General features: G+C 68.9%; 29 protein-coding genes. 15 read left to right on the forward strand and 14 right to left on the reverse strand.

Annotated elements, in window-relative coordinates:
• Window positions 1–116 precede the first annotated feature (116 nt).
• The gene (locus ACWEO7_RS27145; RefSeq protein ID WP_452427280.1) at window positions 117–833 is read right to left on the reverse strand and encodes a TetR/AcrR family transcriptional regulator; all 717 of its coding nucleotides are present in this window, start codon (window positions 831–833) and stop codon (window positions 117–119) included.
• A gap of 112 nt (window positions 834–945) precedes the next feature.
• Between ACWEO7_RS27145 and ACWEO7_RS27150 the strand changes: the two genes are divergently transcribed.
• The 5 genes from ACWEO7_RS27150 to ACWEO7_RS27170 all read left to right on the forward strand — a co-directional run bounded on the left by ACWEO7_RS27150 (window position 946) and on the right by ACWEO7_RS27170 (window position 5,258).
• Window positions 946–2,142: an FAD-dependent monooxygenase gene (locus ACWEO7_RS27150; protein ID WP_452427282.1), complete on the forward strand. Its 1,197-nt coding sequence runs from the start codon at window positions 946–948 to the stop codon at window positions 2,140–2,142.
• Window positions 2,143–2,341: 199 nt separating this feature from the next.
• Entirely contained in the window at window positions 2,342–2,728 is a 387-nt protein-coding gene (locus tag ACWEO7_RS27155) for a hypothetical protein (RefSeq protein ID WP_452427284.1), read from the forward strand.
• The gene (locus ACWEO7_RS27160; protein ID WP_452427285.1) at window positions 2,725–3,303 is read left to right on the forward strand and encodes a DUF3558 domain-containing protein; all 579 of its coding nucleotides are present in this window, start codon (window positions 2,725–2,727) and stop codon (window positions 3,301–3,303) included. Before ACWEO7_RS27155 ends, ACWEO7_RS27160 begins: the two co-directional genes overlap by 4 nt.
• Before the next feature lie 18 nt (window positions 3,304–3,321).
• Window positions 3,322–4,521, forward strand: coding sequence for a hypothetical protein (locus ACWEO7_RS27165; protein ID WP_452427287.1), 1,200 nt, complete (start codon window positions 3,322–3,324; stop codon window positions 4,519–4,521).
• Window positions 4,518–5,258, forward strand: coding sequence for an ESX secretion-associated protein EspG (locus tag ACWEO7_RS27170; RefSeq protein WP_452427289.1), 741 nt, complete (start codon window positions 4,518–4,520; stop codon window positions 5,256–5,258). Before ACWEO7_RS27165 ends, ACWEO7_RS27170 begins: the two co-directional genes overlap by 4 nt.
• 7 nt (window positions 5,259–5,265) lie before the next feature.
• On the opposite strand, the gene ACWEO7_RS27175 is transcribed toward ACWEO7_RS27170, so the two are convergent.
• A complete protein-coding gene (locus ACWEO7_RS27175; RefSeq protein WP_452427291.1) occupies window positions 5,266–5,604 on the reverse strand; it encodes a TetR-like C-terminal domain-containing protein in 339 nt (112 codons plus the stop codon).
• A gap of 9 nt (window positions 5,605–5,613) precedes the next feature.
• Between ACWEO7_RS27175 and ACWEO7_RS27180 the strand changes: the two genes are divergently transcribed.
• On the forward strand, window positions 5,614–5,916 hold the full coding sequence (locus ACWEO7_RS27180; RefSeq protein WP_452427293.1) for an MBL fold metallo-hydrolase: 303 nt from the start codon (window positions 5,614–5,616) through the stop codon (window positions 5,914–5,916).
• A gap of 12 nt (window positions 5,917–5,928) precedes the next feature.
• Here ACWEO7_RS27180 and glyA read toward each other — a convergent pair whose 3' ends face one another.
• Both glyA and ACWEO7_RS27190 read right to left on the reverse strand, forming a co-directional pair.
• Complete coding sequence (gene glyA / locus ACWEO7_RS27185) at window positions 5,929–7,224, reverse strand: serine hydroxymethyltransferase (RefSeq protein ID WP_452427295.1); 1,296 nt, start codon at window positions 7,222–7,224, stop codon at window positions 5,929–5,931.
• A gap of 115 nt (window positions 7,225–7,339) precedes the next feature.
• Window positions 7,340–7,918 carry a TetR/AcrR family transcriptional regulator gene (locus ACWEO7_RS27190; RefSeq protein ID WP_452427297.1) on the reverse strand — a complete coding sequence of 193 codons (579 nt, stop codon included), beginning with the start codon at window positions 7,916–7,918 and terminating at the stop codon, window positions 7,340–7,342.
• Between the two features lie 93 nt (window positions 7,919–8,011).
• Between ACWEO7_RS27190 and ACWEO7_RS27195 the strand changes: the two genes are divergently transcribed.
• Window positions 8,012–8,473 (forward strand): PaaI family thioesterase, encoded by a 462-nt coding sequence (locus ACWEO7_RS27195; protein ID WP_452427299.1) that lies wholly within the window; start codon window positions 8,012–8,014, stop codon window positions 8,471–8,473.
• A gap of 11 nt (window positions 8,474–8,484) precedes the next feature.
• Window positions 8,485–8,934 carry a nitroreductase family deazaflavin-dependent oxidoreductase gene (locus tag ACWEO7_RS27200; RefSeq protein WP_452427301.1) on the forward strand — a complete coding sequence of 150 codons (450 nt, stop codon included), beginning with the start codon at window positions 8,485–8,487 and terminating at the stop codon, window positions 8,932–8,934.
• 28 nt (window positions 8,935–8,962) lie between these two features.
• Here ACWEO7_RS27200 and ACWEO7_RS27205 read toward each other — a convergent pair whose 3' ends face one another.
• Window positions 8,963–10,162, reverse strand: coding sequence for a DUF885 domain-containing protein (locus tag ACWEO7_RS27205; RefSeq protein ID WP_452427303.1), 1,200 nt, complete (start codon window positions 10,160–10,162; stop codon window positions 8,963–8,965).
• 181 nt (window positions 10,163–10,343) lie between these two features.
• On the opposite strand from ACWEO7_RS27205, the gene coaA reads away from it, so the two are divergent.
• The gene (gene coaA / locus ACWEO7_RS27210) at window positions 10,344–11,276 is read left to right on the forward strand and encodes a type I pantothenate kinase (RefSeq protein WP_450025242.1); all 933 of its coding nucleotides are present in this window, start codon (window positions 10,344–10,346) and stop codon (window positions 11,274–11,276) included.
• 6 nt (window positions 11,277–11,282) lie between these two features.
• Here the strand turns inward: coaA and ACWEO7_RS27215 are convergent, their stop codons facing one another.
• Together ACWEO7_RS27215 and ACWEO7_RS27220 are read right to left on the reverse strand one after the other, a co-directional pair.
• The gene (locus ACWEO7_RS27215) at window positions 11,283–11,873 is read right to left on the reverse strand and encodes a hypothetical protein (RefSeq protein WP_452427305.1); all 591 of its coding nucleotides are present in this window, start codon (window positions 11,871–11,873) and stop codon (window positions 11,283–11,285) included.
• 61 nt (window positions 11,874–11,934) lie between these two features.
• Window positions 11,935–12,714, reverse strand: a complete 780-nt coding sequence (locus tag ACWEO7_RS27220) for an isoprenyl transferase (protein ID WP_357890375.1) — start codon at window positions 12,712–12,714, stop codon at window positions 11,935–11,937.
• Between the two features lie 181 nt (window positions 12,715–12,895).
• Here ACWEO7_RS27220 and trhA point away from each other — a divergent pair, with 181 nt between their 5' ends.
• Window positions 12,896–13,615 (forward strand): PAQR family membrane homeostasis protein TrhA, encoded by a 720-nt coding sequence (gene trhA / locus ACWEO7_RS27225; RefSeq protein WP_452427307.1) that lies wholly within the window; start codon window positions 12,896–12,898, stop codon window positions 13,613–13,615.
• Between the two features lie 75 nt (window positions 13,616–13,690).
• The gene (locus tag ACWEO7_RS27230; RefSeq protein ID WP_452427309.1) at window positions 13,691–15,328 is read left to right on the forward strand and encodes an adenylate/guanylate cyclase domain-containing protein; all 1,638 of its coding nucleotides are present in this window, start codon (window positions 13,691–13,693) and stop codon (window positions 15,326–15,328) included.
• 298 nt (window positions 15,329–15,626) lie between these two features.
• Here ACWEO7_RS27230 and ACWEO7_RS27235 read toward each other — a convergent pair whose 3' ends face one another.
• Entirely contained in the window at window positions 15,627–17,675 is a 2,049-nt protein-coding gene (locus ACWEO7_RS27235) for a thioredoxin domain-containing protein (RefSeq protein WP_452427311.1), read from the reverse strand.
• 83 nt (window positions 17,676–17,758) lie between these two features.
• Between ACWEO7_RS27235 and ACWEO7_RS27240 the strand changes: the two genes are divergently transcribed.
• Entirely contained in the window at window positions 17,759–18,325 is a 567-nt protein-coding gene (locus tag ACWEO7_RS27240; RefSeq protein WP_452427313.1) for a GyrI-like domain-containing protein, read from the forward strand.
• Here ACWEO7_RS27240 and ACWEO7_RS27245 read toward each other — a convergent pair.
• Entirely contained in the window at window positions 18,319–18,522 is a 204-nt protein-coding gene (locus ACWEO7_RS27245) for a hypothetical protein (protein ID WP_452427315.1), read from the reverse strand. The two genes, ACWEO7_RS27240 and ACWEO7_RS27245, sit on opposite strands and share 7 nt — an antisense overlap.
• Before the next feature lie 73 nt (window positions 18,523–18,595).
• Window positions 18,596–19,171: a TIGR03086 family metal-binding protein gene (locus ACWEO7_RS27250; protein WP_452427317.1), complete on the reverse strand. Its 576-nt coding sequence runs from the start codon at window positions 19,169–19,171 to the stop codon at window positions 18,596–18,598.
• A 373-nt stretch (window positions 19,172–19,544) separates the two neighbouring features.
• Here ACWEO7_RS27250 and ACWEO7_RS27255 point away from each other — a divergent pair, with 373 nt between their 5' ends.
• Window positions 19,545–19,760, forward strand: a complete 216-nt coding sequence (locus ACWEO7_RS27255; RefSeq protein ID WP_452427319.1) for a hypothetical protein — start codon at window positions 19,545–19,547, stop codon at window positions 19,758–19,760.
• Here the strand turns inward: ACWEO7_RS27255 and ACWEO7_RS27260 are convergent.
• From ACWEO7_RS27260 to mca, 3 genes are all read right to left on the reverse strand, one after another.
• Window positions 19,742–21,052 (reverse strand): FAD-binding oxidoreductase, encoded by a 1,311-nt coding sequence (locus ACWEO7_RS27260; RefSeq protein WP_452427320.1) that lies wholly within the window; start codon window positions 21,050–21,052, stop codon window positions 19,742–19,744. The two genes, ACWEO7_RS27255 and ACWEO7_RS27260, sit on opposite strands and share 19 nt — an antisense overlap.
• A 153-nt stretch (window positions 21,053–21,205) precedes the next feature.
• Window positions 21,206–21,484: a hypothetical protein gene (locus ACWEO7_RS27265; protein WP_452427322.1), complete on the reverse strand. Its 279-nt coding sequence runs from the start codon at window positions 21,482–21,484 to the stop codon at window positions 21,206–21,208.
• Window positions 21,481–22,365 (reverse strand): mycothiol conjugate amidase Mca, encoded by an 885-nt coding sequence (gene mca, locus ACWEO7_RS27270; RefSeq protein WP_452427324.1) that lies wholly within the window; start codon window positions 22,363–22,365, stop codon window positions 21,481–21,483. Before mca ends, ACWEO7_RS27265 begins: the two co-directional genes overlap by 4 nt.
• A gap of 102 nt (window positions 22,366–22,467) precedes the next feature.
• Here mca and ACWEO7_RS27275 point away from each other — a divergent pair, with 102 nt between their 5' ends.
• Both ACWEO7_RS27275 and greA read left to right on the forward strand, forming a co-directional pair.
• Window positions 22,468–22,932: a DUF4307 domain-containing protein gene (locus ACWEO7_RS27275; RefSeq protein WP_355078578.1), complete on the forward strand. Its 465-nt coding sequence runs from the start codon at window positions 22,468–22,470 to the stop codon at window positions 22,930–22,932.
• Between the two features lie 297 nt (window positions 22,933–23,229).
• Window positions 23,230–23,724, forward strand: coding sequence for a transcription elongation factor GreA (gene greA, locus ACWEO7_RS27280; RefSeq protein WP_028477722.1), 495 nt, complete (start codon window positions 23,230–23,232; stop codon window positions 23,722–23,724).
• A 97-nt stretch (window positions 23,725–23,821) separates the two neighbouring features.
• Here the strand turns inward: greA and ACWEO7_RS27285 are convergent, their stop codons facing one another.
• Complete coding sequence (locus tag ACWEO7_RS27285) at window positions 23,822–24,964, reverse strand: cystathionine gamma-synthase (protein ID WP_355078577.1); 1,143 nt, start codon at window positions 24,962–24,964, stop codon at window positions 23,822–23,824.
• Window positions 24,965–25,161 lie beyond the last annotated feature (197 nt).

Below are 25,161 nucleotides of genomic sequence, written 5' to 3' on the forward strand. Positions count from 1 at the left end.
GCCTACGACCCCGCCCGACACGGCGGCGCCCAAACCCTGCAACCACAACCGGTCGCTACTTCTGCGGTATGAGGTTGACATAGGGAGTGTCATGGTCCGAGCGTAGGCCGCGGCGGTCACCCGCGGCGCTCGATGAGCACGGCCAGTCCGTCGAGAATGCGCTCGATGCCGAACTTCAGCGCGCCGTCCCCGCCCGCGACCGCCCCGCCCTCCGCGAACGCGGCGGCCGCGGCCGGATACCGCTCGGCCGCGGCGGCCACCATTTCGGCGAACTGAGCCGCTATCTGCTTCTCGAATTCGTCGGCGTCCGCCACTCGCACCTGCTGCGCCAGGCTGCGGGCATGCCCGGTCAGCAGGACGATCGTGTCCAGCCGTTCGGCGGCGGTGAGCCCGGTCCCGGCGAGCGCGCCGAGCGCGGACTCCATCCACGCGACCTCATTAGGGCCGACCGGCCGCAAACCCACCGACACCTCCATCGACCAGGGGTGGGCGCTGAAGCGCGCGTAGATCGTCTCGCACCACACGCGCAGCAGGTCGCGCCAGTCGTTCTCCGACGCCTCCTCGCCCGCGCTCAGTTCCGGCGGCGCGCCCAGCGCCGTGTCCAGCATCAGCGCGACGAGTTCGGCCTTGCCCGGCACGTAGCGGTACAGCGACATCTTCGTGAAGCCGAGGCGCTCGGCCAGCCGCTGCATGGACAGGTTCGCCAGCCCGTCGGCGTCGGCCAGCGCGATGGCCTCCGCGACGATCCGCTCCAGCGACAGCGCGGGCTTCGGTCCGCGCTTGGGCCGCTGACCGGTACCCCAGAGCAGTTCCAGTGTGGTCGGTGTCGGCATGCCCGAAATCCTTCCGGAGAACGTCTTGACGTGAAACTGTGTCTACCATACGCTAATCAGCGTCCATCGGATACAGTTTCCGTCGGACGCAAATTTGAGACGAGGAGAAATCATGCGCAACACCACCGTGCTCATCTCCGGCGCGAGCGTCGCCGGTCCCGCGCTGGCCTACTGGCTGCACCGCTACGGCTTCGCGGTCACCGTCGTCGAGCGCGCTCCGGCGCTGCGCCCTGGCGGTCAGGCGATCGACTTCAAGGGCAGCACCCAACGCACCGTGCTGGAACGGATGGGCGTACTGGACGACATCGAGCAGCGCAAGACGGGCACGACCGACACCGTTTTCGTGGACGAGCGGGGCGCCGAGCTGGCGCTGATGTCGGGTGATTTCACCGGCGGCGATGTGGAGATCCTGCGCGGCGACCTGGCCGAGATCTTCTACCGGCGCACCGCCGACCATTGCGAATACCTGTTCGGCGATTCGATCACCGCGCTCACCGAGACCTCCGCCGGCGTGCACGTCGAGTTCGAGCACGCGCCCGCCCGCACCTTCGATCTGGTCTTCGGCGCCGACGGCATCCACTCCCGGGTTCGCAGGCTGGCGTTCGGTCCCGAGCGGGACTTCGTGAAGCACCTGGGCTACTACTACGCCGTCGCCGGCGCCAGCCCGTGGAGCGGCAAGACCACCGGACCGCGCGAGCGGGTGGTCGCCCGCGGCCACAACGCTCCCGGCCGACTCGCGGTCAGCGGCGGACCGAAGGCGCAGCAGATGTACATGTTCGCCGCGCCCGAGCTCGACTACGCCCGCGACGACAGCGCCGCTCAGCAGCGCATCCTCGCCGAGACCTTCGCCGGAGTCGGGTGGGAAGTGCCGCGAATGCTCGCCGAGCTCACCGAATTCGACGACTTCTACATGGATTCGATCAGCCAGGTCCAGATGCCCGACGGTTACACCAAGGGACGTGTCGCGCTGGTCGGCGACTCCGGGTACGGGAACACCCTCGGCGGCTTCGGCACCGGGCTCGCAGTGGTCGGCGCGTACGTCATCGCGGGGGAACTGGCCTTGGCGGGCGGCGACCATACTGTCGCCTTCGCTCGCTACGACGAGCACATGAAGCGCTACGCGAAGATTGCGGGCAACAGCAACGCCGGTCGCTTCCTGGCCCCGAAGACCGCGCGGGGCATCAAGATGCGCAACTGGTTCCTCGGTTCCCGGATGTTCGCGCTGATGGCGAAATTCGGCGACAACGCCGCCAACGACATCGATCTGCAGGACTACCCCGCGCTGGTCGCCGCTGCGAACGCGCGCTGACCGCTCGTCAGCGGCCTTGACAGCGATCGGCCCTGCCACACCCGCAGGGGCCCGGCACAACATCCCAGTTGGGAACCGTCGCGCGGCCGACGACGAGCGGCGCGACGGGGCGACCCGAGGATTCGGCTGTGTTTCGATGGAACCGGAGCGAGACGGGTTGCGTCTATAAGGTCAGACGGCACTGACGGAAGGGGCGGCGATGGCGGACAGCCCGTTTCCCGGGTACATCGAAGCTGCGAAAACCGGGGCGTTGCGGGTGCGGATGGACCCGCAAGCGTTCGTGGAGATCGACCGGGCCTGCCAGGAGTTGATCGACACGCTCGTCGCGGCACAAACCGACGCGCGCGAGCTCGGTGAGCGGCAGCACTGGGGGCTGGGCGAAGAGAATCCGATGCTGACCTCCGCCCTCGAACTGGTGCGGCTGTTCCGCGAAAAGGCCTTCGGTGGCCCGAACAACGCCTTCGACACCCTCACCGAGTACATCTCCGTGGCGCAAGAGATCAAATCCATGTTCGAAGCCATCCGCGACGGCTACGTTCGGACCGACACGGAATTCGCGGCGGCAATGCGGGAGCTCAGGGTATGAAGGCCGGTACAGCCTTTCGGGCAATCGGATTCATCGCCGGAGCGGCGAGCCTGGTCCTGCTCTCCGGATGCGGCGGGACGGCATCGAACGATCCGGCCACATCGACCACCGGCGCGACCGAGTCCCGTTCGAGCGCATCACCCCAGACGAACGCACAGCCCGCGTTCGATCCCTGCACCGCACTGACACCCCACTTGCTCGCGGAGCGCCAGTGGGACTCGAGACCCCCGGAACCCAAACAGGACAGCCAGGGCGGCGTCACCTGGAAGGGGTGCCGGTATGTCGCACGGGCCGGGTACGGATTCGTCGTCGAGACCACCAACGGCACCATCGAACAGGTACGCAGCAAATACCCTGCTGCCGTGGATATCCCGGCGGGCGATCGGAAAGCCGTCCGCTACGAAGACCGTCCGGACGTACCGGGCGGCTGCACGATCAACGTCGAAATGAGGTCCGGCTCGCTCTACATCCTGACGAATGTGCCGCAGACGTCGGCGAACAAGCACCTCGTCGCCTGCGATATCGCCACCGATATCGCCAGAGCAGTCGCACCGCTGCTGCCCGCGGGCAGCTGAACTCCGGGGGAAGCGATCATGAGACAAACCGACGGACGCGCGATCACCGATCCGGAGAACGCGCAGAGTTTCTCGCACGCGGAGATCAAACAGGCTGCCGAAGCGATGAATCCGGCCGCGCTCGACGGTGCGTTCGCCGCGTGGTCGGCCATCGCCGCTGCGGTGACGAACGCGGGCCAGCGCTTCGAGGACGCGATCAAGAACGCGGTGGAACAGCACTGGGAGGGGGCGGCGGCCGACAGCGCGGTCCGCGGCGTGCGAGATTACGCGGCACGGGTGGGCGAACTCGGTGACGCACTCGGCGCACAGAGTCTGCCGCTGTCGTCGGCGGCGGACGCTGCGGCGAAGTTCAAGCTGGCGGTACCGGATCTGCTGGACACCTCGGGTGGCACGGCCGATCCGGCACAGCGCAATTCGCGGGAGGAGCAGGCCCGCGACGAGATGAACACCCAGTACATCCAGCCGTACGGGGCCACCGCTCCGGCTATCCCGACGCTCCCGCCCCCGGTCGCTCCGGCCGCCGCGGCGCCGATCGGTACCGAAACCGCCACGAGCGTGGAGACGGGCGCGAACGTCGGCTCGCAGGCCGTGGCGGGCGCCCGCTCCGCGGACAACTCCCCGTCCGGCAGCGCGCCTTCCGCCGCGGACACCGCCTCCCCCGCCGGTTCGGCGGACGACGGCGAGCAGGCGGGCCAAGCGCAGCCGGAAGCCGAGAACACGCCGCAAACCGTCACATCTCAGGCGGTTTCCCAAAGCCAGGACCCTACGACGACCACTCCGGCATCCACCGCCGCGAGGACACCGACGTCCACATCGGCCACATCGGTCGCGCCCTCCTCCTCGCCGCCGCCGCAAACGACGCCCACCACCGTCGTCCCGACCTCGTTCAACGGCAGACCGAACGGCACGCCGAGCAAGCCGGCCACCCCGGGCGCGTCCGGAACCCCGAACGCCTCGGACAACCAAGCGCGACCGGGCACCTCTCGGCCCGCCCAGCCCACCGTGCCCGCCGCGGCGAACGGGCAGCCCACCGCACCGGGGCGCCCGGGAGCGACGGGCGCTCCCGGGTACCCGGGCATGATGCCGCCGGGAATGCGCGGCAGGCGCACGGACGACGACGAGCACAAGTCGCCGAAGTACCTGCGCACCGAGGAGCACGCGAAAGAGTTGCTCGGCGAGGTGAAACCGACGGTGCCGCCGGTACTCGGTGAGCAATGATGGCGCAGTGGTCACTGTCGGCCGAGCAGTTCGCCGCGGCGTGGTTCGGAACGGGCTTGGACCGCATGCCCTTTCCGTTCCGGTTCACCAGCCGCTTCCCCGGTCTCAACGAGTACCAGGCGTATCAGCGGCAGTTCCGCGCCGAGCTCGGGCGGGACGAACGGTTGCCACTGCGCAGCGCGATCAGCACGCTGGCCGTTCCGGACTGGCGTATCGAGCTGTTCGGCTACGACAACACGCGTGCGGGCGTCGAACTGCGCGCCGTCGCCTGCGGCACCCGTTCCGGCTCCGGTGTGCTCGCCGTGCAGTCGCCCGCGCCGGACGGCGGACGAGTCCGGTTGCGCCGGTGCCGGGTCGATCAGCTCGCCACCGAAGTGGTGCGCTTGCTCCCGGACGCCACGGCAGGAACGGTGGGTGAGAAGAGCTTCCTGCTCGATGATCTCAACGACGAGCGCCCCGATGTGTTCGGCAACGCGCCCGCCAGCCAGGCGAAAGAGCGTTACCGGCGGTTCTGGCGGCAGTCGTGCGCTACCCGCGGCACCGCCGTCGTGCTGCTCGGGCCGCGCAACGCCGAACCGCTGCGCACCGGCCGCCTCCGCTGGATCGACACGCCCGACGGCCGCTACTGCGAAGTACCCGCGAACCGCGCCCTGATGATCCGGCCGGGTACCAGCGCCGATATCGCGCGGTACCTGGACGAGTCGATCGTGCGGGCGAAGGCGCGCATGGACAGGTAGTACCGGATCACCGCGCCGCGAGGTGGGCGGTGACGAGGGTGTCGAGCAGCACGTCGAGATCCGGCCACGGAAAGCTCGGGCGATCCTGGCGCAGCATCACCAGACCGTGCAGGGCCGCCCACAGGCACGCCGCGGTAGCGGTGGGATCGGCGCTGCCGGTGGCCGCCACCGCATCCACCAGGTGACGAAAAACCGGCAGGCCGGGCAATTGAGCATCGGTCGGCTCCCAGCCCGGGGTGCCCGCGGTCGCGAACAACACGCGGTAGTGGCCTGGATGGCGTAAGCCGTACGCGCAGTAGGCCCGGCAGATCTCGCGCAGCCGAGTGGCTGCATCGCCGTCCGGCACGGCCGTCAGGTGGCCGTGCGCTATCCGGAACTCGACCTGGCGCTGCTACCGGTCAACGGTTTGCGCATCCGCCCCGCGTTCAACCGGCAGGTCGTCATGGATGCCGCGCAGGCCGCCGAACTCACCCGAGCCCTGCGCCCGCGCCTTGCCGTTCCGATCCACTACGCATTCACCAGCGGCCCGATCGGCGACCGCGTGATGACGAAGGCTCAGCGCGACCCCGGGCTCTACGTCGACGCGTCCGCCGCTATCGCGCCGGACACGTCCGTCCACGTCCTCGCCCCTGGACAACCGTTGACCGTGTCGTCCTGAGCGCTCGGCGATTCAGCCCAGCAGGCGCCAGTCCTCCAGGCCGTGGTACAGCGGGACGTCCTTGGCCAGCTTGCTCACCCGGGCGCGCAGCGCGTCCAGGTCGGCGCCACCGGCCAGCGCGCTCGCGATGATGTCGGCGACCTCGGCGAACTCGGTGTCGCCGAAGCCGCGGGTGGCCAGCGCGGCGGTGCCGATGCGCAGGCCGGAGGTGACCATCGGGGGACGCGGGTCGAACGGAACGGCGTTGCGGTTCACCGTGATACCGATCTCGTGCAGCATGTCCTCGCCCTGCTGGCCGTCGAGTTCGGAATTACGCAGGTCGACCAGCACCAAGTGCACGTCGGTGCCGCCGGTGAGCACGCTGATGCCCTTGCCCTTGACGTCGGCGGCGGTGAGCCGCTCGGCCAGAAGCTTCGCGCCGGAGAGGGTGCGCTCCTGGCGATCCTTGAACTCCGCGCCCGCGGCGATCTTGAACGCGACGGCCTTGGCGGCGATGGCGTGCATGAGCGGGCCGCCCTGCTGGCCCGGGAACACCGAGCTGTTCAGCTTCTTGGCGTACTCCTGCTTGGCCAGGATCAGGCCGGAACGGGGACCGCCGAGGGTCTTGTGCACGGTCGAGGACACCACGTCGGCGTAGGGCACCGGCGAGGGGTGCAGACCGGCGGCGACCAGACCGGCGAAGTGGGCCATGTCCACCCAGAGGTAGGCGCCGACCTCGTCCGCGATCGAGCGGAACGCCGCGAAGTCCTGGTGGCGCGGGTAGGCCGACCAGCCCGCCACGATCACCTTCGGACGCGCCCGCAAGGCGATGTCGCGCACCTCGTCCATGTCGACGCGGTGGTCTTCCTTGCTCACTCCGTACGAGTGCACCTCGTAGAGCTTGCCGGAGAAGTTCAGGCGCATGCCGTGGGTGAGGTGACCGCCGTGCGCGAGGTCGAGACCGAGCAGCTTGTCGCCCGGGTCCATCAGCGACATCAGCACCGCGGCGTTCGCCTGCGCACCGGAATGCGGCTGCACGTTGGCGAATTCGGCGCCGAACAGCGCCTTGGCGCGGTCGCGCGCCAAGGTCTCCACCACGTCGACGTGCTCGCAGCCGCCGTAGTAGCGCCGCCCCGGGTAGCCCTCGGCGTACTTGTTGGTCAGCACGCTGCCCTGCGCCTGCAGCACCGCGCGCGGCACGAAGTTCTCCGAGGCGATCATCTCGAGCGTGTCGCGTTCGCGGGCGAGCTCGCCTGCCATCGCGGCAGCGAGCTCCGGATCGAGCTCACCGAGAGACTGGGAATTGACAGAGGCGGTCGTCTGCGTCACGTGCCTCAGTCTATGGGCCGTCGGCGTTGTCCTCGAGCAGGGGGTTCACCCCTCTCGTTCGGCACAGGCTCGGCACGCGGTCGCTCGGATCACACTCGATCCGGTGGCCAGGCGCTCAGCGGGACGCGCCGCTGTCCGGCAAGTAGTTCTCCAACAGCACCGCGAGATGCCGCTGGGCGTCTTCCAGCGGCCGGGTGGACTTCATCGCGCGCGACTGGACGATGGCCCCCTCCAGCGCGCTGAACACGAAACCGCCGAAGGAACGCGCCTCTTCGGCGGACATGCCCGCATCGGCGAGCGCCGAGCCGAGCCGCTCGTGCCAGTCGGCGAACACTTCGCCCGCCGCGGCCTGCACTCGCGGCTCGGACTCGGCCAGCGCCGCTCCGAGGATCGGGCACCCGGCGCGGTATCCGGTCTGCTCCAGTGTGGTGACCCACCAGCCGAGCAACGAATCGAACCAGCCCCGGGGCGGCGCGGCGGTGATCTTCTCGACCACTCCGGCGATCCGGGCTCCCGCGACCCGGGTGGCAGCCTCGACCAACTCGCCTTTGCCTGCGGGAAAGTGCTGGTAGAGCGAGTTGCGCGAGGCGTTTCCGCGTTCGAGTAAGGCGGCCAGTCCGGCGGCGTGCACGCCCTGCTCGCGAACGAGTTCGATGGCGCTTTCGATCAGCCTGGTGCGCGGCCCTGCGGTCATGCGAGTTCCTTGCTCACTGTTGCGTGAACCGATCGGTCCATGTTGCAATTATGTCAGATGTGGACCGATCGGTTCATCGAAAGGATGCGATTCATGTCCGAAACCACCGTCGACCCGACTCAGCTGTCCGGCCTGGAACTCCTGCGTGTCGCGATGACCAGAACGGATCGCCCGCCGTTCATCGGTGACCTGCTCGGCATGGAGGTCGACGAACTCGAGCACGGCAAGGTGGTCTTCGCGCTGCGCACCCGGCCCGATTTCGCCAACCCGCTCGGCACCACACACGGCGGCATCTGCGCCACCCTGCTCGACTCGGTGATGGGCTGCGCGGTGCACACCACCCTGGAGCCAGGCGCCGGCTACACGACGCTGGAACTGAAGATCAACTACATCCGGGCCGTGCCCACCGACGGACAGCGCCTCACCGCCACCGGCACCACGATCCACCTCGGGCGCACCACCGCGACCGCCGAGGGACGCGTGCTCGACGAGCAGGGCCGCCTGGTCGCGCACGCCACCACCACCTGCGCCATCTTCCGCCCACATCGATCCTGAGGAGCACTGTCATGGCGGGACGAACACCGAGCGCCGCGGTACGCAAATTCCGGCGCGAACGCCTCATCGGCCGTTACCTGGTGAACCCGGCCGTCGGCCTGCTCGACCGGCTCGGCATCCGGTCGGCGCTGATCGCCGAACTGGAGACGGTCGGCGCGAGATCCGGTCAGCCGCGGCGGGTGCCGGTCACCGCGTCGATCGACGAGACCGGCGCGTGGCTGATCTCGCAGCACGGTTATCGGTCCGGCTGGGCCCGCAACATCGCCGCCGACCCGCACGTGCGGTTACGCCAGGGCAACCGGTGGCGCACCGGCACGGCCGCCTTCGTGCCGGAAGACGATGTGGTGGCCCGCTCGCGTACGTTCGCCAAGGGCCGCGTCTCCGCCACCGTCGCCGAACGAACGATGAAAGCGCTGGAGAGCGATCCGATCTCGGTGCGCGTCACCTTCGCGGGCGCCTGAAGCGCACCGGAATCAGCGATCGAGGCGCTCACGCCGCCGCGCGCACCGCACCCGGCGTGAGTGGTTCGTCGAGCAGCCTGCGGAAACGGTCGGCCCGCTCCTCGGCGTCGGCCGCGCGATCGAGCCAGCCGCCCAGCAACCGGTATCCCTCGACGTAGGTGGAGATGTAGGCCCGCCACAGCGGCGAGGACAGGAAGCGCAGCGACTGGCGCGCCCGCTCCGGCGTCGTCAGGCTCCAGGTCTGCAAGAACTCCGCCACCTCGTCGTGTGACCGGCCCCGGTCGTGCAGTAGCAGCGCGGCGTCTTGGCGCACGCTCAGCAGGTCTGCCGAGGCGTTCGAAAGGCGTTCGGCACGTTCGCCGTCGAAGCGCAGCCCGAGATCCGCGTAGATCTCCTGCGCCCACTTGCCCCAGCCAGGGCCGACGATCGAGCGCAACGCCAGATCGGCGAGCCCCTCGGCCATCAGGCACTGCGGCGTGTTCACCAGGAACAGCGTCTGCTCGGCCTGACCGGCGGCGACCAGCCCGGCTTCCTTGCGGCAGTGCTCGGTGTGGTGACCCGGGTAGGACTCGTGCGCGATCAGCTGCGGCAGATGCGCCATGTGCTGCTTCAGGTCGGAGTTGATCGCGACCCGGGAGTGGTAGTTGCCCAGGTAGTAGTTGAAGCCAGACCAGGGCTTGTCGCCGACCACCTCGTAGGTGACGTGCTCGTGGTCGGGCAGCGGGTAGCGGGCGCGAACCAGCTCGCGCAACGCGCTGGAGAACGCCTCGACGCACACCGCCAACCGCTCCGGCGGGATCTCGTCGGCCTTGCGATAAGCGGCCACCCGCTCGGCCAGCGGACCGTCCCCGGCGAGCACCTCGTCCATCCGCCGGTGCGCGTCGCGGTAGTCGTCCACGTCACCGGGCGCGATGTCGACGTCGAAGTAGGCGCGCACCTCCTCGATGAAGCCGACGTCCTCGCCCGCGAATTTCCGTCCGGAGCACTCCAGCGCGCGCAGGTGCACGTCGAGGAACTCGGCGCGCTCGGGCGCCAACCCGGCCTCCGGCACCGCGGCGCGCAACTCTGCGGCGCGGCGAGCCAACTCGCGCGGCTGCGGTGCGGGCGCGTTCTGCACCTCGCGGCGCAGCGCCGGATCACCGGTGTAAGCGTCGACGAATCCTTCCTCCAGCCGGTCGAAGGCGAGGCCGAGCCGCAGGTATTCGGTCACGAGCGGATGCGCTTCCATGCCAGCCGACATTAGCGGCTCACACCTGTGTCATCGAGTCGGTTACCAACCGGTAGAGGTACCCCGCTCGGCCCACGATGCTGACGCAGAGCAGAATTCGCCTATGCGGCGACAGCTAGACCGAATCTCACCGGATCCGCACGGTAACCGTGCGTGTTTGCCGAAACGGAGTGTCGGGTAAATGGCACGAATGAGCGAGCCGAGTCCCTACGTGGAATTCGACCGGAAACAGTGGCGGACCCTGCGTAAATCGACTCCCCTGGTGCTCACCGAGGAAGAACTGATCGGCCTGCGCGGTCTCGGGGAACAGATCGATCTCGAAGAAGTCGCGGAGGTGTATCTCCCGCTCGCTCGTCTCATCCACCTGCAGGTGGCCGCTCGTCAGCGACTGTTCGCCGCGACCGCGACATTTCTCGGCGAAACCCATCCCGACCAGCAGGTACCGTTCGTGATCGGCGTCGCGGGCAGCGTCGCGGTCGGCAAGTCCACCACCGCGCGCGTACTGCAAGCGCTGCTGGCGCGCTGGGATCACCACCCACGGGTCGACCTGGTCACCACCGACGGATTTCTCTATCCCACCGCGGAACTCACCCGGCGCGGCCTCATGCACCGCAAGGGTTTCCCGGAGAGTTACGACCGCCGCAAGCTGCTGCGATTCGTCACCGAGGTGAAATCCGGTGCGGCCGAAGTCTGCGCCCCGGTGTATTCGCACATCTCCTACGACATCGTGCCGAGCAAGCTGCACTGCGTGCGCCAGCCCGACATTCTGATCGTGGAGGGGCTGAACGTGCTGCAAACCGGTCCGCGCCTGATGGTGTCGGACTTGTTCGACTTCTCGATCTACGTCGACGCGCGCATCGAGGACATCGAGAAGTGGTACGTGCGACGGTTTCTCACCTTGCGCAAGACCGCATTCGCCGATCCGAACGCGCATTTCCACCACTACTCCGGATTCACCGACGAGCAGGCGACCGCCGCCGCGCAGGAGATCTGGAACAACACCAACCGGCCGAATCTGGTGGAGAACATCCTGCCCACCCGCCCGCGCGCGACCCTGGTGCTGCGCAAGGACGCCGACCACAGCATCAATCGGCTGCGGCTCCGGAAATTGTGATTCCGATTACAATTTCCACGCCTCGTCGAGTCGCTGCGCGACATCGATATCGCGGACCGCGGCGATGTGCGGTTTACGGATCTCCGCGGAGATATAGCGGGCGACGAAACGCCTGATCTCGTGATCGACGCCGGCGAGGACGCGCAGCAGTTGCCCGCGCCGCGTGGCGGCGGCGACATCGACGCGCACGTCGGCCGGCCGCGGCTCCGCGATATCGATCACCACCCGCAGGGGCGCCGCCGTGCGTACCGTCAGGTGCAGGTGCACGGTGCCTTGTACGTGGAACCGGTGCCGGTCGACCGCCAAGTGCAGCAGCAGGTCGACCTCCAGCGGGATGATCAATTCGAACGCGATGGTCTCGTCATCGCGGCGGCTCAGCCTGGACGACCCGAGCCTGACCTGGGCGGTCACTTTGGCGAGTCGGCCGGGACCGACCCCGATGGGGCCGAAATCGAATGCGCCGCCGGTCAATTGGGCGAACGCGCCCGCGATGCGCGCTTCGGAGGCGGCGTACTCCAGGAAGCGTCTGCCGAAGTCCGCATAGCTGATCGAGTCGTCCGGTTCGCCCTGCGCGGGCCGGCGGTCGAACGAGCTCATGAGACCGGACGGTACGCGAGAAGAACGAGACTGGAGCGGGATTCAGCGCACCGACACCGAGTCAGACGCCGAAACGGCGATGACGCGCGGCGAAGTCGCGCAGCGCCCGCAGGAAATCCACCCGGCGGAACTCCGGCCAGTACGCCTCGGTGAACCATATCTCCGAGTATGCGCTCTGCCACAGCAGGAACCCGGACAGCCGCTGCTCGCCGGAGGTGCGAATGACCAGGTCCGGGTCCGGTTGGCCGGAGGTGTAGAGGTGCTGGCCGATGGCGTTCACGGTGATCGACTGGACCAGGTCCTCGCCGGTCTCGCCCGCGGCGATCTCCTGGCGGACCAGCGAGCGCACCGCGTCGGTGATCTCCTGCCTGCCGCCGTAGCCGACCGCGACATTGACGTGCACGCCGTTGCGGCCGTCGGTGCGCTCGGCCGCAGTGCGCATCCGCTTGGCGATCAGTTCGGGGAAGCCGTCGAGCGAGCCGACGATGCGCACGCTCCAGTTCTGCTCCGGCGCCGACAGCTCCTCGACCACGTCGGTGATGACCTCGAACAGCGTCTCCAACTCGTCGGGATCACGCTGGAGATTCTCGGTGGACAGCAGGTAGACGGTCACCATCTCGATGCCCTCGGCCTCGCACCAGCCGACCAGCTCGGCGATCTTCAGCGCGCCGACCCGATGGCCGTGACTGACGTCGGTGAAACCGTTCTCCCGCGCCCACCGGCGATTGCCATCACACATCACCGCGACGTGCCGGGGATGCTGCTTGCCGGCCAGCTGCCTGGACAGCCGGGCCTCGTAGATGCGATACGGCAGACCCCGCACCTGACTCGGAAGTTCCACGCGGGCAACCCTACGCCTCGGCGACACGAACGCGGCATCGACCGCGATACGCCGGTACAGTGGCCAGGAGCACGCAAGTTACGGTTGCGTAGGTTACTGACGGGTTCAACTACCTCGTCTGCCCTCGGTCCGGCGTAGGACCGCGGAAAGACTGCTCCGGCTGTTCCCTTAGGAGGTACTCGTGTCCGAATCGGTCGACGCCGCCGATGCGGCAACGGTCACACCGGTCCCCGCCACGACGGGCGAAGCGCTCGCCGAGGCGCTGGTCAAACCGCGCATGCGGGGCTGGATCCACACCTGGGCCGTCGGCGTCGCGGCGATCGCGGCCGTCGTGCTGATCGCCACCGCGGGCACGGTCTCGGCGACCGCGGGATGGTCGACGCTGATCTACGGGCTCACCGTGTGCGGGCTGTTCGGCGTCAGCGCGGTCTACCACCGGGTGACCTGGCCGACCGCGCGCGCTCGCATCCGGATGAAGCGAGCGGACCACTCGATGATCTTCCTGTTCATCGCGGGCAGCTACACCCCCTTCGCCCTGCTCGGCCTGCCCGGAGGCACCGGGCAGACGCTGCTGGCCGTGGTCTGGGCGGGCGCGCTGGCCGGAGTGGCGCTGAAACTGCTGTGGCCCGGCGCTCCCCGCTGGGTCGGCGTTCCGCTCTATCTGCTGCTGGGCTGGGCCATCGTGCCGGTGGCCGGACAACTGAACGGCCAGATCGGCATCGCACCGCTGATCTTGCTGCTGATCGGCGGCCTGTTCTACAGCGGCGGCGCGATCCTCTACGCCACGAAATGGCCGAATCCGTGGCCGGGGGTTTTCGGACACCACGAGTTCTTCCACGCGGCCACGGTGCTCGCGGCGTTGACCCACTACGCGGCGGTCTGGCTCGTCGTCCTGCGCTGAGCGCATAGAGTCGACGCGGAGGGCGGACGAGAGGGCGGCGCAGGCGATGGAACGGTCATCGAGATCGCGGCCCCTATGATCGCGAAGCTCGTCGTCTGGGCGCTCAAAGCGCGGGGTGGTTTGGCCGCTCTGGTCACCACGGCGAATCTCAGCGGCCTCGCGGTGATCGTCACCCAGCTGTGGCTGAACGGGTTCCTCGGCAGGCTGGGCACGGATTGGCTACGGGCACTGGCCTTCGTCGGCATCTATCCGGCGGTGGGGTTCCTGGCGGGCATCGTCCTGGCGGTGCGCGACCGCAAGTTGTACTTCGGCTGGCTCGACGCCGGGCGCAAGCCCACGGAGGTGGAGGCGCGGCGCTTGCTGCACCTACCCGTCGCGATCAGCATGCGCGCGATCGCGCTCTGGATTCCGGGCGTGATCGTGGCGACCGCGGTCTTCGCGCGGCTGAGCCCGGACAACGACCCCGGCGTGACGGCGTCGCTGTTCACGATCGGCGCCTTCGAGTCGGCCGCGGTCACCTTCCTGATCGTGGACCGGTTGATCCGGCCGACGATCCCGGTGGTCGCCGGGGTGCTCGGCTGGACCATGCACTGGAGTTCCTCGGTGCTGGTGCGGGTCGTGCTGACCTGGGCGGTGGCGGCCGCGCTTCCGCTGCTAATGCTGATCGTGGTGCTGGCCGACCCGGTGGCGGCCGCGCCCGACCGGGTCCGCACCGCCATCTACCTGTCCGCGGTCGGCATCGGAGTGGGTGCGCTGGCCACGGCGTTCCTCGCCCGCGCGGTCGCCGCGCCGATGCGCATCCTGCGTCGCGCGCTGGACCGCATCGCGCAAGGCGATCTCGGCGCCCGGGTGCCGATCGGCAGCACCAGCGAGATCGGCCGGTTGGAGCACTCGGTCAACGAACTGGCGGCGAACCTGCGCGAGCGCGAGCGGATGCGGGAGGTGTTCGGCAGGCACGTCGGAGCCGAGGTGGCCGAGCGCGCGCTGGCCCGCGGGGCGGATCTCACCGGGGACGTGCGTGAGGTGTCGGCGCTGTTCGTCGATGTGACCGGGTCGGTGGAGCTGTCCACCGGGTTGCCGCCGCAGGAGTTCGTGGCCAAGCTCAATCGGTTGCTCGCGATCGTCGTCGCGGCGACCGAGGAGAACAACGGACTGGTCAACAAGTTCGAGGGCGACGCGGCGCTGTGCATCTTCGGAGCGCCGATCGCGTTGGGCGACAACGCGACTCCGGCACTGCGGGCGGCGCGCCGCATCCGGGACGAGGTGCTCGCCACCGGAGAACTCGATATCGGGATCGGCGTCGCGCGCGGCGGGGTCTTCGCGGGCGACGTCGGCTCCGACACCCGGCTCGAATTCACGGTGATCGGGGACGCTGTCAACGAGGCCGCCCGCCTCACCACGGCGGCCAAGGAGGTGCCGCGGCGAATCCTGGTGAGCCAAGCCGTGATCGAAGCCGCTACGGAACACGAGCGCGCCAAGTGGACGTTCTACGACACCATCGTGCTACGCGGCATGAAGGACCCTACGTTCTGCTGGACCGACATCGACACCTCCGGCGCCCGGCCCGAACGCATCGAAACCCGCACCGATCGACTGGATGGCGAAGACCTGCCCGCGGACACCAACCCGGTCATCGAAATCCACACCGCCGCAGAGTCGCCTCGTGGCACGGAGTTGCCGGACGCCGAGTTCGACGCCCCGCCTCGGCGCTAGTCCACTCAGCTGGGTGAACAGCGAAGCACGTCGGCGCGGCGGTTCAGCGGCCGTCTCGGTGGCGACATGATCGAACGCGCATGCCCTCATGCACCGACCGCATCGCGCCGCACTCGGCGGCACGAACGTCGTCGTGCGCCCACCCGGCATCGTGTCGCGATGTTCTCGGCCGTCTCGCGGCTGCGTGATCGAGCGCCTCAGCTCCCTATGGGGCGGACCCCATACGCCCTCCGTCGACGGGGCGTCCGACTCGAACCGTTTATCGCCAACCGGACGATGATGGCCGGAGGTGCTGTCGTCAATTTCGCCGAAGTGCCATCAGGAGCTCGTCAGGAGTGGAGACCGGGAGGTCGCAGACGGAGCCGCGGCAGACGTACGCGGCGGCGGCGTCACGGACCAAGGGTCGGTCGGCCAGCAACGGAACGGCATTCGGGGCGGCGGCGAGGACGACGGAGCCGCCCGGGGCGGCCGAACGGGCCGCGACGAGCAACTCGGTCGGTTGCGCGGATTCGGTGGCGATGGCGACTTGCAGCGGGCCGCGCACAGCTGCCTCGGCGACGGTGAGCCACTGACCCGCCGAACGCGGCGCGCGCGCCAGCACGATCGCGCCGCGCTCGAGAGTGCGGTCGGCGAGTTCGCGGTAGCGGACGGCCCGCTCGGGGTCGCTCGTGGCCGCGGCGGTGAGCAGCGCTTCGGCCAGCGCGGAGGCGCCCGCGGGGGTGGCGCCGTCGATCGGGTCGCGCGGGCGGGCGACGAGGGTTTCGGCATCGTCGGCGGTGTCGAACCAGCTGCCCGGCTGCTCGGGGTCGGCGAAGTGCGCGATCGCGGTGTCCAGCAAGCGTTGGGCGTCGTCCAGCCAGGCGAGGTCGCCGGTGGCCTGGTGCAGCGCTAGCAGGCCGGTGACCAGCCAGGCGTAGTCCTCCAGGATGGCGGGCGCCGCGCCGACGACGCCACCGAGCGAGGCGCGCCGCAGCCGTCCGTCCACCACGTGCTCGGCCAGCAGGAAGCGCGCGCACCGCACGGCGGCGGCGGTCCACTCCGGCTCGTCCAGCGCGCCCGCGGCCTCGGCCAGCGCGGTGATCGCCATGCCGTTCCAGGCGGTGACCACTTTGTCGTCGCGGTCGGGCTGTGGGCGGCGGTCGCGCGCGGCGATCAACCCGGCGCGGGCGCGTTCCAGGCGCGCGGCGTCCTCCGGCGTGGCGGGCTCGGAGTACCTGGTCAGCACCGAGGTGCACTGTTCGAAGTTTCCGGCGGTGGTGACGCCGAAGAATTCGGCCGCCCACGCTCCGTCGATGGGACCGAGTACACCGGCCAGCTCGGCGGGCGTCCACACGTACGTCGCGCCTTCGACGCCGGGCTTGCCTGGCTCCAAGTGCGTGTCGGCGTCCAAGGCCGAGGCGAAGCCGCCCTGCGGAGTCCCGAGGTCGTCGAGCAGGAAACGCACGGTCTCCCGGGTGATCCGCTGCGACAACGATTCCCTGAGCTCCGATGTGCTGCGGCGGGCCAGGTGCGCGTAGGCGCGCAGCAGCTGCGCGTTGTCGTAGAGCATCTTCTCGAAATGCGGCACCACCCAGGCGGCGTCGACCGAATACCGCGCGAACCCGCCGCGCAGCTGGTCGTAGATGCCGCCGCGCGCCATGGCCTCGGCGGTACGGGCCACCACGTCGAACACCGCCGGGTCGCCGGTTCGCTCCCAGTGCCGCAACAGGCCCTCCAACAGCGCCGACGGCGGGAACTTGGGAGCGCCGCCGAACCCGCCGTGCTCGGCGTCCTCGTCGCGCAGCACGGCGGCGACGGCGTGGGCGAGCAATTCCGGTGTGATCGCCAGATCCGCGTCGGGCAGTCCCGATGCCTGGTCCCGCAGCGCCGCCGCCACCTGCGCGGAGGCCTGGTTCACTTCGTCGCGCCGGGTGCGCCAGGTTTCCGTGACCGCGGTGAGCAGCTGGGTGAACGACGGCATGCCGCCGCGCGGAAGCTTCGGGTAGTAGGTGCCGCAGTAGAACGGTTCACCGGCCGGGGTCAGGAAGCAGGTCATCGGCCAGCCGCCTTGCCCCGTCATCGCGACCGTGGCGTTCATGTAGACCGCGTCAAGGTCCGGCCGCTCCTCCCGGTCGACCTTCACGCAGACGAAGTTCTCGTTCATCTGATCGGCGGTGGCCTGGTCCTCGAACGACTCGTGCGCCATCACGTGGCACCAGTGACAGGACGCGTACCCCACCGACAGCAGAACGGGCACGTCCCGCTCCCGCGCTTCGGCCAGTGCCTCCACATCCCACTCCCGCCAGTGCACCGGGTTGTCCGCATGCTGCCGCAGGTACGGGGACGTCGCCTCTCCGAGCCGGTTCATGGCTCCACCGTACGACCCTTCCCGCCGCCGTGCGGGTACGTCGTCCTTGACTCTCCCGTGGCGGGAGACGACACGGTCGAAGCATGAAGATCGATGTGGCCCGAACCGACGACCACTACTACGGAGCGAGCACGCGGCCGGTGGTCCGGACCTTCAGCGCATACGACTACGTGACGGTCGAAGGAATCGGGGACCCTGACGGCCCGGTCTACGCGGCGGCGGTGCAAACGCTCTACCGGGCCGCGTACGGCGCGAAGAAGGCCGCGAAAGCCGCCGGGCAGGACTTCGTGGTGCCCAAACTCGAGGGCCTGTGGTGGGTCGATTCCGACGCGCCGCCGCTGACGGTGCCACGCGACCAATGGCATTGGAAACTGCTGATTCGCATGCCGGAAGTGGTGACCGCCGACATGGTGACCGGCGCGTCCTTCGAACGACTCACCGAGGGCGAGGCGATCCAGGTCCTGCACCTGGGCCCGTATGCGACCGAGCCCGAGACCCTTGCTCGCATGGACGCCCTCATGGCGGCCGAGGGATGGGCGCACCACGGCCGCCACCACGAGATCTACTTGTCCGACCCGCGCCGGACGCCGACCGAGAAAACGAAAACCATTCTGCGTCAACCAGTTCGCCGCGTGCTCACGTCTCAGTAAGGAGCCGGCGCGCTCGGCTCGGCACGCCACGGCCCCGTCGGGCCGGGGCGGAACGTCAGAGCCAGGTCGAGCAGATGCCGGTCCCACGAGCGGACCGCGAGGTCGGCCGGATTCACGGGATCGGTTGCGGGTTCGAGTCCCGCCCGGATCGCTTCGATCCGGTGGCTCAATTGGAAGCGGACAGGTATATCGGCCACTTCCTCGGAAATGTGTTACGGAATGACTCCTCGCATATCTCGGCGGCAGTGCGCACCCGCCGAAAACGGCGGACTACGTGCGGGCCAGTACCTCGCGTCCGACGTACGCCAACAGTCTGCGGTGTGCCGGTTCGTCGGCGGCGACCAGCACCTCGGGACCGAAAATGCCGGGTGCGCGGAAGGAATCGATGCCACCCGCGGCCTGCATGGTGGCGAGCAATTCGCCACACAACTCGTCGTCGGCCAGATCCGGCCGATCGATCGCCACCGCGATATCCACCCCGTGCACGAGAATCTCGGTGAGATGCACCAGCGCGGCCGCGGGGCCGGGCAGTTCACCGAGCGAGATGCCCACCGTGCCGTCCAGCGCATCGGGCCGGTGCCAGGCCGCGCGGTCCACCTCGGCCGCCGCGGCGTACGCGGCCTGCGGATCACCGCCGAGCCAGTCGGATTCGTGTTCGGCGCCGGCGCCCGTGCCGCTCAGGGCCGCCGCGAAGATGTGCATACCGCCGACCGTGTGGTTGAGAACGGTGCGGACATCCCAGTCCCGGCACGGCGTCGGCGTCGTCAGATCCGCTCCTCCCACGGCGGCGACGATCGCTCCGGTCGCGTCCAGTGCACGGTCGATCTGTCCGATCACGTTGTCCATGAGCTTCCTTCGGTCGAGCGGTTTCGCTGAATTGGTAACACAGGACACCGACAAGCGCGCGGCAATGCGAACTCCACCTTGCGTCGAGATAGTTGCCGACAGTGTGCTTCTCGTGACCGCGAAGGAAAATTCGGATGCGCGGGCGAGACGGCCCCGCTACCGTCGGCGGTGCGCCCGGTGCGCAGGCAACGGATACTTCGGGTTCAATTCCCGCCGAAACCATTTCGGTCACTCGATACGGCGAGCAGCCCGTCGCCGCTTTCCCTCGAACATTCCGCCTCGAAAATGGGGTGCGGCAATTCCTTTCGTCTCGCTACAGTTTCGGTACACCCGGCGGACCACCGGGCGCGCCACAACTCCATCGCACCTCCCGGTGCGAAGTCCGCGGCTACTTCTCGCCCCTTCGGGGAACGCCGAAGACGAATGGAACCTGGCCGGATACCGCTACGGGCACGCCCCCAGCGGCACTCCGCACCGGCACGCCTTCGGCGGCCGGACCGACGCGGCGTTCCGGATGATCCCGCTGCTGGAAGCGGGACGCGACGCCGACCGGCCGTTCCGCTCCGCGACCTACCCGAGCACCGGATAGTTGGCCCGGATGACGCCGTGCGGGTCGCGGGCGCGCTTGATCTCGCGCAGCCGGTTCAGCGTCGGGGGATCGAAAGCGGCATCGGCCGTCTCGCCGGGCGTGAGGAAGGTATACGGCTTGTGACCGCTGATCTGCCCGCTCACCGCGTCGACGATGGCGGTGCGCCGCGCCTCGACCGCATCGCGCAGGTGCGGCAGCCCGAGACCCAGGCAGTAGAGCAGGTACGGCTCCGCGATCGGGCCGCGGGCGCCACCACCGGGCCGGGCTTCGGCCAGGGCGCCGCCCAGGTGCCGGATCTGCACATTGGCCAGCGGGGCGACCGGTTCCTCGATCAGGGTCTTGACCACCGCATCGCCGAGATCGGTGAGCTGCTCCGCACGGGACAACGACGGGCTCGGGTCCGTGGGTTCGGCGGTGACCGCGCCGATGTCGGCGGCCCCGAACACGCCGCGCTTGTCGAGAATGGGATCTCCGATGGCGTCCAGCGCGGTCAGCAGCGTCCGTCCACGATCCGGATCACCCAGATACACCGCGTCCACGCCGACCATCGGCGGTGCGTCCGGGATCTGCAAACGCTGGAACCACACCGACAGTTCGTCCGGAGCCGCCGCGGTGATCTCCTGGAATGCGTCGAACACCTCGCGAATCCGCGTTTGCGGCCACAGCATGCGGCCGCCGAACAGCTCCGGCGCGGGAAACAGGTCGAACTCGAGCGCGGTCACGACGGCGAAGTCGCCGCCACCGCCGCGCAACGCCCAGAACAGGTCCGGATCGTCCTCGGCCGTGACCCGGCGCGCAGCGCCCTCCGCGTCGACGATCTCGAACGCGCGCACCGCGTCGGCGGCCCAGCCGTGCTTGCGGCCGAACCAGCTCATGCCGCCGCCGAGGGTGTAGCCGGTCACGCCGACGACCGGATTGCTGCCCGCGAGACCGGTCAGCCCGTGCCCGGCCGCGGCCGCCTGCACCCGACCCCACGGCACTCCTGCGCCGACGCGCGCCACCCGACGCCGGGGATCGATCTCGATGCCGTCCAAATACCCGGTGCGCAGCAGGATCGCCTCGGGCACGCCACCGGACGCGCCGTGTCCGGTCGGTTGGGTGACCACCGGCACGCCCACGCGGCCCGCGTACCGGACCACGGCCGCGACGTCACCGGCGTCTCCGGCCCGCACCACGGCGGCCACCGGCTGGGCGACGGTAGTCGTCCAGGGCCGCGCCGCGGTTTCGAAGCCCTCGTCACCGGCCACCAGCACGCGGCCGGGCAGCGTGGCCCGTAGTTCGTCGAATGTCATTGCTCGTCCTGACTCTCAGCGTTCGGAAGCAGACGCGCGCAGGAACCGAGGTGTCGGCCTTCGACGAAAGGCCATGGTTCGCGCCGCGACTACCTCATTGACGAAAGAGAGCTCGGAAAGGTAACAACGAGCAGGTCAGCGGGGTTTCGCCGCTCAGCCGGATTCGGCTCGCCCTTCGGGGTCGGCGCCCTTCGTTTCCTCGGCACGGCGGGTGATGCCGTGCTCGGTGCCCTCGTCGGCCTCCTGGTCCGGTTCCGGGTGCTCGGGCTCGAAGGTCGCGGGCAGGCCCTTGATGTGCCGGTTCATCGACCGGACCAGCAGGAAGGTGCCCGCGAGCAGAATCAGGATGATGACCAGGCCGAGCGGCGACGCCTTGCCGAACTCGGGGCCGGTCGGCGTTCCGGGTGTCTGGGCGAGCAGGACGAACGTCACGACCGCTCGTCCTCGATGCCCGCGAACAGGTCGGTCTCCGGCAGCTCGGTGCGCACGCGAGTCTTGGCCAGCTCGAACTCCTCGGTCGGCCACAACCGCTGTTGCATCTCCATCGGAATGGCGAAGAACGCGCCGTTCGGATCGATCTGCGTCGCGTGCGCGCGCAAGGCGTCGTCGCGCTGCGGGAAGTACTTGGCGCAGTCGATCTGGGTGGTGATCCTGGCGAACATGTCACCGCGCTCGGCGGCGTACTTGCGCATCCGGTCCAGCCACTCCTGCAGCGGGAACGGTTCGCCGACGCGCTCGTACTCCGCGGCGAAGATCTCCATCCGCTTCATGCTGAAGCCGTGGTCGTAGTACAGCTTGAGCGGCGTCCACGGCTCGCCCGCGTCGGGGAAACGTTCGGGGTCGCCCGCCGCCTCGAACGCCGCCATCGACACCTCGTGGCAGCGGATGTGGTCGGGGTGCGGGTAGCCGCCGGTCTCGTCGTAGGTGGTCATCACGTGCGGTTTGAACTCGCGCACCACGCGCACGAGGGCCTCGGTGGCCTCCTCCAGCGGAACCAGCGCGAAGCTGCCCTCGGGCAGCGGCGGCAGCGGGTCGCCCTCGGGCAGGCCCGAGTCGACGAAACCGAGCCAGTGCTGGCGCACGCCGAGCGCACGGGCCGCGGCGGCCATCTCCTCACGGCGGATCTCGTGGATCCGCTCCAGGACGCCGGGCGTGTCCATGGCCGGGTTCAGGATGCTTCCACGCTCTCCGCCGGTCAGCGTCACGACGAGGACGTCGTGTCCTTCGTCGGCGTAACGGGCGGTCGTCGCGGCACCCTTGCTGGATTCGTCGTCTGGGTGGGCGTGCACCGCCATGAGGCGAAGGCCACTCACGTCTCGTTCTCCGTCGCTCTCGGTCGCGGGTGTCGGGGCTTCGTTACCTATAGTTCCATTCGACCCACATTTGTTCCGACGTACCCCCCGGGAGCGACCACCATGAGCCAGCCCGCGCCGGAGAGCGGCGGCGACGCGAAGGCGGCGTCTCCCGGCGGACCCCCGCCCGACCGCTACGGCACCGGGCCACGCAAGCCGCGCCGCTGGATCGTGCCGGTGCTCGGCGTGCTGGTGGTGCTCGCCGGGCTCGGCGTGGCCTACCTGGGCTATCAGAAGTACGGGCCGGAGGACATCGAGGCCGAGCAGCTCGGCTACGTCGTCGTCGACGACTCGACCATGACCATCCACCTCAAGGTCACCCGGGCCGACCCGCAGCAGCCGGTGGTGTGTTTCGTCCGCGCGATGGCTCGCGACGGCTCCGAACTCGGCCGCAGGGAAGTGCTGATCGAGCCGTCGAGCAGCGGGACGGTCGAGTTGACCACCGTCGTGCGCTCGTCCGCGCGTCCCGTGTCGGGCAGCGTGTACGCGTGCAGCGATCGGGTACCCAGCTATCTGCGAGTTGGCTGATTTCCGCGCATAAACCGGCGATTTGCCCGCGAAATTAACTCCGACCTGCACATTTGTGAATCATGCTAAAATGGCGTGATACACGGTTCCGGAGCTCGGAGCCGTGTTTGCTGCATTGGCGGCCAGCGCTGAGGGTTCGGGCTTGCGATTTCGCCCGTGACCGGGGCCTGTCGGGGTTCGATGAACTTCCCAGGATCGCTCTAGCCGTCGACTGGCGCGTGCCCGCTTTCGGGTGGGTACACGCCGGTGCTCAGGGAATCCCGGCCTGCCGGGAACAACTACTAGGGAGTGATCGAGATGACTGAGACGCAAGTGACCTGGCTGACCCCGGAGTCGCACGACAGGCTCAAGAGCGAACTCGACGCGCTCATCGCCAATCGTCCGGTCATCGCCGCCGAGATCAACGAACGCCGGGAAGAGGGCGACCTCAAGGAGAACGGCGGGTACCACGCCGCGCGCGAGGAGCAGGGTCAGCAGGAGGCGCGCATTCGCCAGCTGCAAGAGCTGCTGAACAACGCCAAGGTCGGCGTCGCACCGACCAAGTCCGGCGTGGCGCTTCCCGGGTCGGTCGTCAAGGTCTACTACGACGGCGACGAGACGGACACCGAAACCTTCCTGATCGCCACCCGCGAGGAGGGTCTCCGCGATTCCAAGCTGGAGACGTACTCGCCGAACTCGCCCCTCGGCGGCGCGCTCATCGACGCCAAGGTGGGCGAGACCAGGGAATACACGCTGCCCAATGGGAACACGATGAAGGTCACCCTGCTCAGCGCCGAGCCCTACCACAGCTGACGCTCTCGGTCGCGCCGCCACGGCAGGCCGATACCCCCGCGGACACGAGCGGCCGCGCCCGATCATCGGGTGCGGCCGCTTCCTCATGTCCGTGAACCTAGCTCAATGCCTGCTCGATGTCCGCAAGCAGGTCGCTGACATCCTCGATGCCGACCGAAAGCCGCACCAAGTCCGCGGGCACCTCCAGCTCGGAACCTTCGGTGGAGGCGTGCGTCATCGCGGCCGGATGCTCGATCAGCGACTCGACACCGCCCAGGGACTCGGCGAGGGTGAAGACCTCGGTCCGCGCGCAGAACTTCCGCGCGGCTTCGACGTCACCATTGAGGCGCACCGAGATCATCCCGCCGAAGCGCCGCATCTGCTTCGCCGCGACGGCATGGCCCGGGTGCTCCGGCAGGCCGGGGTAGATCACATGCGAGATCGACGGGTGCCCGGACAAGAACTCCGCGATGGTCTCGGCGTTGTCGCAGTGCCGATCCATCCGCAGGGCGAGGGTCTTGGTGCCGCGCAGCGTGAGGAACGCGTCGAACGGGCCCGGCACCGCGCCCGCACCGTTCTGCAGGAACGCGAACGCCGCGTCGAGTTCCGGATCGTCGGTGATCAGCGCGCCGCCGATGACGTCGGAGTGGCCGCCGAGGTACTTGGTGGTCGAGTGCACCACGATGTCGGCGCCGAGCAGCAGCGGCTGCTGCAGGTAGGGCGTCGCGAAGGTGTTGTCGACCACCAGTTTCGCGCCCGCCGCGTGCGCGACGTCGGCCAGCGCGGGGATGTCGCCGATGCTCAGCAGTGGGTTGGTCGGGGTTTCGATCCACACCAGCTTGGTGTTCGGCCGGATCGCGGCGCGCATCTCGTCCACGTTGAACACGTGCGCGGGCGAGTGCTCGATCCCCCACTGGCTGAAGACCTTGTCGATCAGCCGGAAGGTGCCGCCGTAGGCGTCGTCGGGGATCACGATGTGATCACCCGGACGCAACGTGGCCCGCAGCGCACAGTCGGTCGCGGCCATGCCGGACGCGAACGCCCGGCCGTAGCGGCCCGATTCCAGCGCGGCGAGGTTCGCCTCCAGTACCGACCGCGTCGGGTTGCCGGTGCGGGCGTATTCGAAACCGCCGCGCAACCCGCCCACGCCGTCCTGGGCGAACGTCGAACTCGCGTAGATGGGCACATTCACCGCGCCGGTCTGCGGATCGGGTTCATACCCGGCGTGCACGGCCCGTGTGGAGAATCCCAGCTCGCTCATGGGGCTCAGCCTAATCGGGGCGATTCCCGGGCAACTTCCCGGTGTAGGCATATCGCCGCTGCGTACGCAGGCGAAACGGACGAATCCACACAACGGCGTTGGCATAGCGGGATAGCGCCCCTCGATCCGATCGAATTGCACCGACGTCACCACCAGCACGGAAATCTTGCACCGAAGCAAGGGGCGTGAGTTCAGTC

Source organism: Nocardia sp. NPDC004260 (genome assembly GCF_053603155.1).